The sequence below is a fragment of the Pelagimonas varians genome, from assembly GCF_003208435.1.
Taxonomy (GTDB): Bacteria; Pseudomonadota; Alphaproteobacteria; order Rhodobacterales; family Rhodobacteraceae; genus Pelagimonas; species Pelagimonas varians.
The window spans coordinates 96895-110093 of record NZ_QKMF01000006.1 but is presented as its reverse complement, the minus strand read 5'-3'; the positions used below and the strand labels follow the sequence as shown (position 1 = coordinate 110093).

The 13199-nt window shown below is 54.8% G+C and carries 12 protein-coding genes; 6 read left to right on the top strand and 6 right to left on the bottom strand.

What is annotated here, in order from left to right:
- Positions 1-21: 21 nt before the first annotated feature.
- Entirely contained in the window at positions 22-1467 is a 1446-nt protein-coding gene (pyk, locus tag C8N36_RS09985; RefSeq protein WP_097803660.1) for a pyruvate kinase, read from the bottom strand.
- Positions 1468-1602: 135 nt separating this feature from the next.
- Here pyk and C8N36_RS09980 point away from each other — a divergent pair, with 135 nt between their 5' ends.
- Together C8N36_RS09980 and C8N36_RS09975 are read left to right on the top strand one after the other, a co-directional pair.
- Positions 1603-2340: an N-formylglutamate amidohydrolase gene (locus tag C8N36_RS09980; protein ID WP_097803661.1), complete on the top strand. Its 738-nt coding sequence runs from the start codon at positions 1603-1605 to the stop codon at positions 2338-2340.
- 99 nt (positions 2341-2439) lie between these two features.
- Positions 2440-2754: a DUF1244 domain-containing protein gene (locus tag C8N36_RS09975; RefSeq protein ID WP_097803662.1), complete on the top strand. Its 315-nt coding sequence runs from the start codon at positions 2440-2442 to the stop codon at positions 2752-2754.
- A 31-nt stretch (positions 2755-2785) separates the two neighbouring features.
- Here the strand turns inward: C8N36_RS09975 and C8N36_RS09970 are convergent, their stop codons facing one another.
- Genes C8N36_RS09970 through leuS form a run of 4 tightly spaced genes read right to left on the bottom strand, consistent with a single transcriptional unit; the run spans position 2786 to position 7467 of the window.
- Positions 2786-3376, bottom strand: a complete 591-nt coding sequence (locus tag C8N36_RS09970) for a glutathione S-transferase family protein (protein WP_097803663.1) — start codon at positions 3374-3376, stop codon at positions 2786-2788.
- Positions 3377-3414: 38 nt separating this feature from the next.
- Complete coding sequence (holA, locus tag C8N36_RS09965) at positions 3415-4440, bottom strand: DNA polymerase III subunit delta (RefSeq protein WP_097803664.1); 1026 nt, start codon at positions 4438-4440, stop codon at positions 3415-3417.
- Positions 4437-4946: an LPS assembly lipoprotein LptE gene (gene lptE, locus C8N36_RS09960; RefSeq protein ID WP_097803665.1), complete on the bottom strand. Its 510-nt coding sequence runs from the start codon at positions 4944-4946 to the stop codon at positions 4437-4439. The genes holA and lptE overlap by 4 nt, the downstream gene beginning before the upstream one ends.
- The gene (gene leuS, locus C8N36_RS09955) at positions 4933-7467 is read right to left on the bottom strand and encodes a leucine--tRNA ligase (protein ID WP_097803666.1); all 2535 of its coding nucleotides are present in this window, start codon (positions 7465-7467) and stop codon (positions 4933-4935) included. Before leuS ends, lptE begins: the two co-directional genes overlap by 14 nt.
- 170 nt (positions 7468-7637) lie before the next feature.
- Between leuS and C8N36_RS09950 the strand changes: the two genes are divergently transcribed.
- Positions 7638-8897, top strand: a complete 1260-nt coding sequence (locus C8N36_RS09950; protein WP_097803667.1) for a glycosyltransferase family 4 protein — start codon at positions 7638-7640, stop codon at positions 8895-8897.
- 78 nt (positions 8898-8975) lie between these two features.
- On the opposite strand, the gene C8N36_RS09945 is transcribed toward C8N36_RS09950, so the two are convergent.
- A complete protein-coding gene (locus tag C8N36_RS09945; RefSeq protein ID WP_097803668.1) occupies positions 8976-9479 on the bottom strand; it encodes a DUF3576 domain-containing protein in 504 nt (167 codons plus the stop codon).
- Positions 9480-9796: 317 nt separating this feature from the next.
- Between C8N36_RS09945 and C8N36_RS09940 the strand changes: the two genes are divergently transcribed.
- From C8N36_RS09940 to pdxR, 3 genes are all read left to right on the top strand, one after another.
- Positions 9797-10879: a porin gene (locus C8N36_RS09940; RefSeq protein WP_097803669.1), complete on the top strand. Its 1083-nt coding sequence runs from the start codon at positions 9797-9799 to the stop codon at positions 10877-10879.
- A gap of 122 nt (positions 10880-11001) precedes the next feature.
- The gene (locus C8N36_RS09935) at positions 11002-11661 is read left to right on the top strand and encodes a YggS family pyridoxal phosphate-dependent enzyme (RefSeq protein WP_097803670.1); all 660 of its coding nucleotides are present in this window, start codon (positions 11002-11004) and stop codon (positions 11659-11661) included.
- Positions 11662-11711: 50 nt separating this feature from the next.
- Positions 11712-13190: a MocR-like pyridoxine biosynthesis transcription factor PdxR gene (gene pdxR, locus C8N36_RS09930; RefSeq protein ID WP_097803671.1), complete on the top strand. Its 1479-nt coding sequence runs from the start codon at positions 11712-11714 to the stop codon at positions 13188-13190.
- Positions 13191-13199: the final 9 nt, after the last annotated feature.

Genomic DNA, 13199 nt, shown 5'->3' with positions numbered 1-13199 from the left:
CGTCATTAACCCAAAATTAGGTTATTCCGGATCAGTGCTATAAATCAAACGTTCATCACAAGGTGCAACACGCAGAATGTTGGTTGTCCCCGGAATGTTGAACGGCACACCGGCAGTGACAACGATCTGGTCACCCTCATCTGCGATACCGGCTTTGCGCGTTGCACGGGCCGCATTCACTACAGCTTGTTTAAAGCGCTCCAGATCGCCCGTCATAACGCAATGCGTACCCCAGCTTAGAACCAGCCGGCGCGCGGTCTCCCGCGAAGATGTCATCGTAATAATCGGAACCCGCGGGCGTTCGCGCGATACTTTTGCGGCTGTCGTACCAGAAGACGTAAAACAGCAAATCGCCTTGATGTCGGTCGTTTCGGCAATCTCGCGGGCAGCGGCAACGATTCCGTCGGCCACTGAGTGACGCTCTGCTCTGCGGCTGGCTTCGATGATTTCGCGGTAGGTCGGGTCTGCTTCGACCTCTTCTGCCACAGCATTCATGGTAGTGACCGCCTCGATCGGGTAGTCACCAGCGGCTGATTCCGCCGACAACATCACCGCATCAGAACCTTCATAAATCGCGTTGGACACGTCCGAGACTTCGGCACGGGTGGGCATAGGCGATTCGATCATCGATTCGAGCATCTGAGTCGCCACAATAACCGGCTTGGCAGCCGCGCGGCACTTGCGCACCAAACGCTTTTGGATCGGCGGCACGTTTTGCACCGGCAGTTCGACACCCAGATCGCCGCGTGCCACCATGATGCCATCAGAGACTTCTAGAATTTCTTGGAAATTAGCGACCGCCTGAGGCTTTTCGATTTTCGACAAGATCGCGGCGCGGCCATCGGCCAATTCACGGGCTTCCCAGACATCGCGGGCCCGCTGGACAAAAGACAGCGCCAGCCAGTCGACACCCAAGTTACATACGAATTCCAGATCACGACGATCTTTTTCTGACAGGGCTGCCAAGGGAAGCTCCACGTCAGGCACATTCACGCCTTTACGGTCAGAAATCACGCCGCCAGTCACGACTGTGCAATTGGCATGGTCTTTACCGCAATCCTCGACACGCAAACGGATTTTTCCGTCATTGACCAGCAAATGCGAACCGGGTTCCAAGGCCGCAAAAATTTCAGGGTGCGGCAGGCAAACACGGCTGTGATCACCCGGTGTTTTATCCAGATCCAAGCGAAAGTTTTCGCCCCACTCCAGGTTTTGAGGACCATCAGCAAAGGTACCAACACGCAATTTTGGCCCTTGAAGGTCGGCTAGAATCGCGATCGGGCTATCCAAGTCCTTTTCGACCTGACGGATAATCTTGTGCTTTTCCTGGATTTCGTCGTGACTGCCGTGACTCATATTCAGGCGGAACACATCGGCACCGGCTTCATGCAACGCGCGGATCATCTCATACGTGGAGGATGCTGGGCCCAAAGTGGCCACAATTTTGATCTTGCGATTGCGCTTCATAGTCTTCCCCAATTCATGGTCTGGCACCTTGTGTGCCTGCGTAAGCCGTTAGCGTTAACGGCGCGAGTTGCTTATTGCGTATTTCCATTCAGCACGCAACTGCCCTATGTCTTGTCCAACACAGATGACGGTACCATGACATATCACCCATACCATATAGAAGGCACCAGCCGCAAAAGCCGCTGGTTGATAACCTGTGATCACGCCCGCAACACTGTTCCGCCGGATTTGGGCGGTTCCTTGGGGCTTTCAGAAGCGGATATGGAACGCCATATCGCGTTTGATCCAGGGGCAATGGGCGTTTCATTGGCTTTGGGGGCCGCATTGGGCGCGCCGGTATTACTGTCAAACTTTTCACGTTTAGTGATTGATCCCAATCGCGGCGAAGATGATCCGACACTGCTGATGAAATTGTACGACGGCTCGGTGATTCCCGGCAACCGGCACGCAAATGCGGCCGAGCGTGAACGCCGCTTGGAAGCCTATTACCGTCCTTATCACGCTGCCTATGAAAAACTTGCCGCCGCCCATGACGACATTGCCATTGTCGCAGTGCACTCCTTTACACGGCAGTTGCGGGGCCGGCCAACGCGACCCTGGCATGTCGGAGTTTTGCACGCTTGGGACGCGCGGCTAAGCAATCCGTTGATTTCGGCACTTGAGGCCGAACCGGATTTAACAGTTGGGAGGAACGAGCCCTATCCAGGTCACCTGCCCGGAGACGCGATTGACAGACACGGGCTGAAACATGGCCGCAACAACACGCTTATCGAGTTGCGAAATGATTTGATCGATACACCGCAAAGCCAAGAACACTGGGGGCAGCGCCTTGCCCCTTTGCTTGAGCAAGCCTTGCGCCAAGTTCCAGAATAAATCGCCGCATTCCGGCACAGCGCATCAAAAGTTTTCCGGAAAACTTTTACAAATTCCGTGAACGGAATTTTGACGCCCAGACCCAAGGGAGAAACACAAATGGACGACCAGACAAGACTAGAGATCGAAGCCGCAGCCTTTCGCCGCTTGCGCAAGCATTTGATGGAAGACCGCAAAGACGTTCAAAACATCGACATGATGAATTTGACCGGTTTTTGCCGCAACTGCTTGTCGCGCTGGTATCAAGAGGCCGCCAATGAACGTGGCATCGACATGGACAAAGCGCAGGGCCGCGAAGCCTATTACGGCATGCCATATGAAGACTGGAAAAACGGTCATCAGTCCGCAGCAAGCCCCGAGCAACAAGCCACCTTTGAAGTCGCGTTCAAAGAAAACGTCACTGACAAAGACTAAACGAAAGGCGGGGAAGACCCCGCCTTTTTTGTCACCCTCGATTGCGCGCCGCCTTGAACGCATCCCGACCTCGGGTACGTTTTAAGTAGGCTGCAAACGCTTCAGGCGGCTCAGGAAATTTTGCTGAAAGAGCCCAGCCTGCGATGTGGGTCAGGATGATGTCAGGTACTGAAAACTTCTCCCCCATCACATAGGGGCCATCCATGTCTTCCATCAACTTGGTGACAGAGCGCAAATACTCCTTTTTGCAGGTCTCTTTCACGGCTGGAACCCGGTCTTCTTCGGGCAAGACAAAACTATGCCGCGCTGCGGTCCAAAGCTGGGTCTCGATGTCATCCAAGATCCGAAACGTCATCGCATCTTGCTGGCCGCGCGCCGCTGTTCCCGCAGGGGAAGTCAACGCTTCGTGTTTGTCTGCCAAATAGGTCAAGATCGCTGTGCTGTCCGGAATGACATCTTCGCCGTCTTGCAAAACCGGGATTTTCCCAAGCGAGCTAACTGACAACAGCGCAGGGTCATGTGGCTTAACCGGCAGTTGCTCATAGCTTTGGCCCAGCTCTTCTAGCATCCACATCACGCGGAACGTCCGACTTTGCGCCGCACCAAATAACTTGTAGCTCATTCGTGTCTCCTCAATTTGAGGCGACACTGCCAGCAAGCTTATCGACGCGCAAGATACGCCAACCTCACAAATGCGCGTTCGACAAGCGCCTCGGCGGGGGCTTTTTGACCTGCAGATCGCAAGGTCAGATCTGTTTCCATCAAGACGGTTAGCGCATCTTCGAGCCGTTCAACGGACCAACCTTGTGCTTGGCGCAACATCCGGTCACGGCGGGCACCGAACAACGGCGGTCGCAACCGGTTGACCCCCTGTCCCGGCCCACCCGGAGACGAGGCGAGAGTATAGAGCGTCCGAAAATGGCGCATCCCCATGATAAGCAAGGAAACCGGCGTCACGCCTTGTGCATTCAAACGGCGCATCACGGGATCAATTTCCGCCGTCCGGCCCTCGGCCAAAACGTGGAAAATCTGATCCATTTCAGCCTCGATCGACGCAGGTGCGTTCAAACCCACCTCTTCGGCTGTCAGCGGGGTGTCATCCCCCAGCTTATACAAAGCCGTCTTTTCCAAAACCTGCCGAAAATCCCCCGGCGTCAAGCCGCGTGCCAAAAGCTCAAGCGCGCCCATTGCTTCGCGCCCGACATCTTTGAGACCGGCGCGGGCAAGCTCGGCTTCGATCTCGGCACGGCCCATCGGATCATTGTATAGCGCCGCCGCATAAGTACGTGTGCCGCTTTCGAACAGTTTTCGCAGGGCTGATTTGGTCGTCAACTGGCCCGCTGTTACGATGATCTGGGCATCACCCGCATTCCAGTCTTGAAGCGCGGAGGCGAACACTTTGGAAAGGCCGTCCGTCGCTTCTTCGACCAAAACCACACGCGGACCGGGGAAAAAACCTTGCGCTTTGACGGCATCCAAAAGCAAGGCCGCGTCTTTGCGCAAATCTGCACCCGGAATACGGGTCAAACGCATCTCGGCTTCACCTTCAGGGCCAACCAGTGCGGCTATCACCTCTTGTCGCTTCATCGCGACACGCATGGTGTCTTCCCCACTGATCAGCAGCCCTGCGGCATCTGCCTTGGGTTTGCTGAAATAGGCATTGGCATCGCGCGCGGAAAGTTTCATTCAGACGAATCGGGATCTGGCAAATCCGGGGCCGACAAGACCAGTTCATCAATCACTTGGTCCGACAAAATGACCATCAAACGCGCATAAGCATCCCTGCGCGCCGCAATTGTTGCCACTGTCGAGCCCGTATTTGAATAACCCGTAAATGCATCGGTTTTGCCCGAAATCCGCTGAACCTTGCCTTCAACCAAGCTGTATTCAGCTTCGCCGCTAACCCGATAACGGGTTGTATTGCCCGAAGACGTGCCGCCCATGTCCATTTCATCCGTGGTTAGTTCCACCTTCAAAACATAGCGGGCATTGGTCGGACGGCCCATCCGTTCTTCGAAGTGGCGGCTGAATTGGTAACTGTCGCGCGAATCCGGCTCTTTGAGCGACACATGCCCCAAAAGCCGGTTTCCTGCGCCTTGCGGACCATAAACCGGTGTAAACCCGCAGGCTGTCAGGGAAAGGCCAGCCAGTGCCAGCCCTCCCAAAAATTTGCGTCGATTAGACAACCACATTCACAATCCGCCCCGGCACTACGATCAGCTTTTTCGGCTGGCCCCCATCAAGGGCCTTTACCACAGCTTCATGTGCAAGCGCCGCTTTTTCAACCTCGTCTTTGGGCATATCGCGCGGCACCTTCATTTCGCCGCGGCGCTTGCCGTTGATCTGGATAGGCAGGGTCACACTGTCTTCGACCATCAGTTTTTCGTCAGCAACCGGCCACGGCGCATTTGCGATCAAGCCTTCGCCGCCCTGATGCGCCCAGATATCTTCAGCCAAATGCGGCGTCATCGGAGACATCAACTGCGCCAATGTCTTGATCGCGAGCTTCTTCTCGTTGGTTCCGGCGTCGGATTTCGCAATCGTCGATGCAAAGCCGTACAGTTTTGCAATGGCCGCATTAAAGCCAAAGCTGTCGATGGCCATGGTCACATCGTGAATGGCCTTGTGCATTTCGCGCATCAGCTCTTCGTTGTCGCGGCCTGCATAATCGGCAGGCATTTTGCCGATCTTGTCGCACAGCATCCAAACGCGATTCAGGTGTTTGCTGGCCGCTTCCGCGCCTGACGCAGTCCATTCGACATCACGCTCTGGGGGAGAATCGCTAAGGACAAACCAACGCGCAGTGTCAGCGCCAAAGGCTTTGATGATCTCGACCGGATCAACAACGTTGTTTTTGGATTTCGACATCTTGGCAGACGGGATGATTTTGACCTGAGTGCCATCCTTGAGGAAACCGCCGCCATCGCGCAGCTCAACATCCTCTGGATAATGATAAACCGGACGGCCATCTTCGCCTGTCGTCATGTAAATGGCGTGGGTCACCATGCCTTGGGTGAACAGTGCGTGAAACGGTTCACGCGCGGAATCGGGCAAATGGCCGGTGATGTTCATCGCGCGCGCAAAGAACCGCGAATACAGCAGGTGTAAAATCGCGTGCTCGATCCCACCGATATACTGATCGACGTTCATCCAATAGGACGCGGCTTCCATATCGGTTGGCGTCTTGGCGTCCGGCGCAGTGAAACGGGCGAAATACCAAGAGCTGTCAACAAAGGTATCCATTGTATCGGTTTCGCGCTGCGCGGGCTTGCCGCAAGACGGGCAGGCACAATCGCGCCACGTCGGATGGCGGTCCAGCGGATTACCCGGAATGTCCAATGTCACATCATCGGGCAATTCAATCGGCAGGTTTTCTTTCTTTTCAGGCACCACACCGCAATCGTCGCAATGCACAACCGGAATCGGGCAGCCCCAATAACGCTGGCGGGACAGGCCCCAATCGCGCAGGCGGAATTTGGTTACACCGCTGCCCCACCCGTCTCTTTCGGCGGCAGCAATGGCCGCATCCACGGCTTCGTCACCGGTCTGTTCGGTCGCGCCGGCAAAGCCGCGCAAGAAGGTGACCTTTTCGGTTTTCGCGGGAACGAAGGCTTCGGTAATTTCTTCCTCGCCAAACACCGGAACGATCGGCAGTTCATACTTTGATGCGAATTCATAGTCGCGCTGGTCATGCGCAGGGCAGCCAAAGATCGCGCCCGTGCCATAGTCCATCAAGATAAAGTTGGCGATCCAGACCGGCAGTTCCCAATTGGAATCCAGCGGATGCTTGGTACGGATACCGGTATCAACGCCGCGCTTTTCAGCCTTTTCCAAAGCCTCGGCCGTGGTGCCGCCTTTGCGCATCTCAGCAATTTCTGCTGCGATTTCAGGGTTTTCCGCTTCCAGTTTCTTGGCAATCGGATGATCTGGCGAAATACCAACAAAGGACGCGCCCATCAGCGTATCCGGGCGCGTTGTATAAACGGTGATCGGCTCTTCGCCGTCCACACGCTCGAAACCGAACTCCAGACCGCGCGATTTACCGATCCAGTTTTCCTGCATCAAACGGACCTTGGCCGGCCAGTTTTCCAGCGTGTCCAAGGCATCCAGAAGCTCTTCGGAATAATCCGAGATCTTGAAGAACCACTGCGTCAGCTCGCGCCGCTCGACTTCGGCACCAGACCGCCAGCCCTTGCCGTCAATGACCTGCTCGTTGGCCAACACGGTCATGTCCACCGGATCCCAGTTCACAACCGCATTTTTGCGATAAACCAAGTCTTTGGCCAGAAAATCGATGAACAGCGCCTGTTGCTGACCATAATATTCAGGATCGCAGGTTGCGAACATACGCGACCAATCAAGGCCAAAGCCCAGAGGCTTCATCTGGCCGACCATCGTGTCGATGTTCTCATAGGTCCAGGTCTTGGGATGCCCGCCGATGGCCATCGCAGCGTTTTCCGCAGGCATACCAAAGGCGTCAAACCCCATGGGGTGCAATACATTATGACCCGTCGCCAGCTTGTAGCGCGCGATCACGTCGCCCATCGTGTAGTTGCGCACATGGCCAATATGGATGCGCCCTGATGGATACGGGAACATTTCCAGCACATAATATTTGGGCTTGTCGCCCGTCATTGTGGCTTTGAATGTGCCAGCCTCATCCCAGGCGGCTTGCCATTTTGGTTCGGTTTTGGCGGGGTCGTACAGCGACATATCTATTCCTCAGACGGGCGGATTTGGCCGCTGTGATAGGCTTATGGCGGGCAATCGTCCAGCCTTAGGCGCCTTTTTGGCAACCCAATGCAGACAATCTGGCGCAAAGCATTGGCCAGCCGCCCCCATCGTGTCAAAATACCAGAAAAAGAGCAGTTGAGGCAGCGCGGATGAAAATCCTATTGATCCACCAGAATTTTCCCGGCCAATACAAGCACCTGGCCCCTGCTCTTGTGGCCCAAGGCCACGAAGTTGTTGCCCTGACCTGCAAAGTCAAACAGGCCACCACATGGCAGGGTGTCAAGGTCATCCCCTATGAAATCAAAGGGGCCTCGACCCCCAAGATACATCCGTGGCTGTCTGACTTCGAAACCAAACTGCTGCGCGCGACATCTTGTTACCGGGGGGCAGCTGCGCTCAAAAAGATGGGGTTCGAACCCGATGTGATCTGCGCCCACCACGGTTGGGGCGAGTCGATGTTCCTAAAGGACATATGGCCGAATGCCCGTTTAGGCCTGTATTGCGAGCTGTATCACCTGACTGGCAAAGACTATTTGAACTTTGATCCGGAATTCCCCAGCAAAAACCCCGAAGCGGACCGGCTGCGAATCCGCATGAAGAATATGAACAACCGGCTGCACGAAGAAGTCATGGATGCCGGTCTTAGTCCGACCCAGTTTCAGGCCGACACTTTCCCCGACCGGTGGAAATCACGGATTACGGTGGCCCATGACGGAATTGATACCGATCTGGTTTGCCCTAACCCGACGGCGACGCTCAAGATTTCTGACGACCTGACATTGTCCCGCGACGATGAGGTCATCACCTTTATCAACCGCAATCTCGAACCCTATCGTGGCTATCACATCTTTATGCGTGCCCTGCCCGAGATCTTGAAAAAACGCCCCAATGCGCATGTGGTTTTGTTGGGCGGTGACGAAGTTTCTTATGGTGCCAAAGCCCCTAAAGGCCAAACTTGGAAACAGATCTATATTGATGAGGTGCGCGGCCGGATTTCGACGCCCAATTGGAACCGGGTGCACTTCATGGGCCGTGTCCCTTATGAGACCTACCTGTCGATGGTGCAGGTCAGTCGTGCCCACGTGTATTTGACCTATCCTTTCGTTCTGTCGTGGTCCCTTCTCGAATCAATGAGTGCGGGCTGTGCCATTTTAGCGAGCGACACAGCGCCAGTGCGTGAAGTCATGACAGAAAACGAAACTGGCTGGATGGTCGATTTCTTCGACAAAGACGCCCTGACGGACCGGCTTTGTGAGTTGTTGGAAGACGCAGACACCCGCCAACGTATGGGAGAAAATGCGCGGGAGTTTGTCCGGACGAAATATGACCTCCAAAGCATTTGCCTCCCGCAACACCTTGAATGGGTAGAGAAATTGGCGCAATTGGATACGCGCCCAGTCCTAGACTAGCACGCCTAATAGCCGGCACACATAGAAAAAGGCGGGACATTCCCCGCCTTTGCTGTCTTTCAAACTATTTAGTCTGGCTTAAAGCCTGCTGTCTTGCGCGCGCAATTGGCGGGCTCGGGTCAGGATGGCATCCTCTACCGCACGCACGCTTGCGGCACTGGCCGGGCCGGATTTCGTCATCAGAGCAACGTTCAAAGACCGTGCATCCAACGCTGGATCGCTCACATGAATAGTGGCGCGGTAGGACCGTCCACCACCCGGAGGCGTTCCGAAGCCAGTTGTAATAACACCCGTAAAGGGATCAACCGTTTGGACGGGTAAAAAATCCAACGTGTCCAGCGATGCATTCCAGATGTATTTGTTCACGGCACCGATCTGACCTTGATCGCCGCGTGCGCCAAACAGATCCCAAACGGTGCTGGTTGGTGCGTCACCATTTGGATACTGGATTTCATCCAGAATTTCGCTGGCAGGCGGCGTATCGACTGACGTCGTGCCAGGATTGGAGCCAAATCCACATCCCGATTGAACAAGCAATACAATAGCCAGGCCGACACCCATCAAGATTCGTGACATGCCCATTTCTGTATTCTCCCACCTAGGACTCGTTTGTCTTTGCATACTCAAGGCGGCCCAAAGCGGCAAGCAGTCATTGTTTTGGCAATATCCCAATTCAATGTACCCATTAGATTCTGCCCAGATCGGCAGGATATTGCGCAAATCCCGGCCTAAAACCCGCCGGGGCCAAATGCTTGTGACAATTGCGCATCACTGATCCGCTTGTTGCCCACACTCATTTTCACATCGCTTGCAAACTGGGGTCCCGAAAGCGCATAGAACACACATCAGGGCCGGACGTTCGGCCTGGTAGTGCCTTTAGAACACACGAGGGAAACCAAATGAAAAACATCCTGCTTGCAACCACCGCATTGGTCGCAACCGCCTCGACAGCTTTCGCTGCTGGCGTAGAAGTATCCGGTTACGCCGAAATGGGTATCATCGGTGGTGATCCATACGACAATGCAGAATTCCACACAGACGTTGACGTAACCTTCTCCATGTCCGGTGAAGCAGACAACGGCCTGACATTCGGCGCATCTGTCGATCTGGACGAGTCGCAGAATGCAAACGCATTCAACAACCGTACCCAAGGTGGTGAATCCATCTTCATCGCATACGGCGCAGGTCGTTTGTCCATGGGTGACGTTGACGGCGCGTTCGACTCGGCCATGCAAGAAGCCATCATCGGCTCTTCGATCAACGACGATCACGAGCACCTGGGTTACAACGGCAACGGCGGCCTCGACGGCGCATATGACGGCCAGATCGCAACAGCATCTTACGCCTTCAGCGGTTTCACCGGTTACCTGTCGGCTGAAATCCACGACGGCGATCGCCTGACCGGTGATGATGGCGCTGTTTATGACCCAATCTGGGGTGTTGGTGTTAAGTACACTGCCGATCTTGCTGGTCTGGCTCTGAACCTTGGTCTGGGTTACCAGGCTGGTGACAGCGATGCAGCAGAAGATGCTTATGCAGGTGCAGACATCACAATCACCAACAATGACTCGCTGTCTGACATCGTTGGCCTGATCGGTGCGAACGCTCGTGAAGACATCTGGGGTATCAGCGTTGGAACAACTTTCAACAACGGTCTCGTAGCGATCTTGAACTACTCCGCGGCGACATACGCTGAGTCCCCTGCCGACACCGACGGTTTCACCGGTAACGATGAAACTCATTGGGGTATCGCTCTGGGTTACAGCATGAACGCTCTGACAATCGGCGCCAACTACGGTGAATACCAGAACTTCCTGGGTCTGGAAGACCTGACAGGTTCCGGTTGGGGTTTTGTAGCTGACTACGACATGGGCGGCGGTCTTGAAGCTCAGTTCGGTTACGGCTCTTCGCGTCTTGAAGTAGACAACGGCGACAACCGTACCAACGACACATGGTCCTTGGGTCTGGCAATGTCCTTCTAAGGACGCCAGCCACCTTGGCTAAAGAGAGAGCGGGCTTCGGCCCGCTCTTTTCTTTTGTGCACTGGCCCGTTAGCTAAGAATACAAAAAACCCCCTCACCTTTCGACACATCAAAGAGCAACCATGCCGCTGACTGACATCCAAATCCGCATTCAAGCCGCCTGCAAAAAAGCGGGCCGTACCCCATCTGATGTTGAATTGATCGCTGTTAGCAAAGTACAGCCTTTGGACCGTGTCGAAGCGGTCTTGAAAGAAGGCCACAAGGTTTTTGGCGAAAACCGCGTTCAAGAAGCCGCTGGAAAATGGCCAGACTTCAAATCCCGATATGACGGGATTTCCCTTCATCTGCTCGGTCCGCTTCAAAGCAACAAAGCGCGACAGGCAATGGATTTGTTCGATACCATCCACTCCCTTGACCGGATCAAACTGGCCAATGCAATTGCCCGCTTGGCCCAAGAGATCGGCCATTGCCCCGAACTGTTTATTCAGGTCAACACAGGCGAAGAACCACAAAAAGCCGGTATTTTGCCGGCGGAAACAGACACCTTTGTCGCTCAGGCCCGCGCTTTGGATCTGCCCATCAAGGGTTTGATGTGTATCCCGCCAGCCGAAGAAACACCCAGCCTGCATTTTTCATTGCTGCGCAAACTTGCGGAACGCAATGGGCTGCAAGGCTTGTCTATGGGTATGAGTGCCGATTTTGAGCAAGCAATCGCATTTGGGGCCACACATATTCGCGTTGGATCCGCGATATTTGGCGAACGGGTCAAACCGGCAGGATAAATCGATATATCCAGATTGAAGCTGACTTAAAGCCAGTTTAGTCTAACCCCATGGCTATACCCGTTGAGACCTTCTTTTTAAATCAAAACAGTCAAGGTACGCTGCAATCGCGCATCCAGCAAATGGTTGCGGAGGGCATTTTATCGGGCCGTTTCAGGCGTGGGGAAAAGCTCCCCTCAACCCGTCAATTGGCGAAAAATCTGGGCGTTAGCCGGATTACCGTCACCTTGGCCTACACTGAACTACAGGCCAACGATTACCTCAGCTCAAAGGGGCGGTCCGGTTACTTCGTCAGTGAAAACGCCCCTGAACCGCCGGATTTTGGACCGCTTTCAACAACCGAAGACAAAGTTGATTGGGACTCGGCCCTGTCCCGTAGGTATACAATCGATCGCCCTATCGGGATGGCAAGGCCAGCCGACTGGTCCCGCTACCGATACCCGTTCATTTACGGGCAGACCGATTCCAAACTGTTTGATCACGCGAACTGGCGGCTTTGCGCAATGCAGGCTTTAGGGGCAAAGGATTTTGCTTCTTTGACCCAAGACCAATTCGATTTAGACGATCCCGAGCTGGTCACATTTATTGCCCGGCACAGCCTGCCGCGGCGCGGTATTATTGCCGGCCCTGATGAGATCCTGATTACCCTTGGCGCACAAAACGCCCTCTGGCTGTCCTCACAGCTATTGGCCAGCGATGGCCGAAAGGTGGCAATCGAAGATCCGTGTTACCCGGAATTGCGCAGCCTTTTGACCCAATCAGGGGCTCAGGTCACTCCGGTGGCTGTTGACGAAAAAGGTCTGCCACCTGAAAATATTCCTGATGGTACCAAGGTCATCTTCACCACGCCAAGCCACCAATGCCCAACGTCATCCACCCTCCCCCGCGACCGCAGAGATGCTTTGTTGAAACGCGCGGCGGAACTGGATGCGATTGTCGTAGAAGACGATTATGAATTCGAGATGTCCTTTTTGGCCCCTCCCAGCCCTGCTCTCAAAAGTCTCGATGAAGACGGGCGTGTGGTCTATGTTGGCAGCTTTTCCAAATCGCTTTTTCCGGGATTGCGCCTCGGGTATCTGGTCGGGTCTGCTGAATTTATCCGCGAAGCACGGGCCTTGCGAGCCAGCGTTTTGCGTCACCCACCCGGGCACATTCAACGGACTGCAGCCTATTTTCTGAGCCTTGGCCACTATGATGCCCTTGTACGGCGCATAGGCTTGGCACTCACCGAGCGCCGAAAAGTGATGGAGGCCGCGATTGCCGAACATGGACTAGAGATCGCGGGCAAAGGTGCGCATGGCGGGTCCTCCCTTTGGATGCAGGCCCCGCCAGAGTGCGACACACGCAAGTTTGCAGCCAACTTGCGTGAACAGGGCGTTTTGATTGAGCCGGGAGGCGCATTTTTTGCTGGGCCAAACCGACCGCAAAACTTTTACCGGCTGGGCTACAGCTCCATCCCGACTGAGCGCATCGAAGACGGTATCAAGCGCATTGGCGATGCGCTTGCACAAAAGAAAAAGCAAGGATAAGCCACCGTT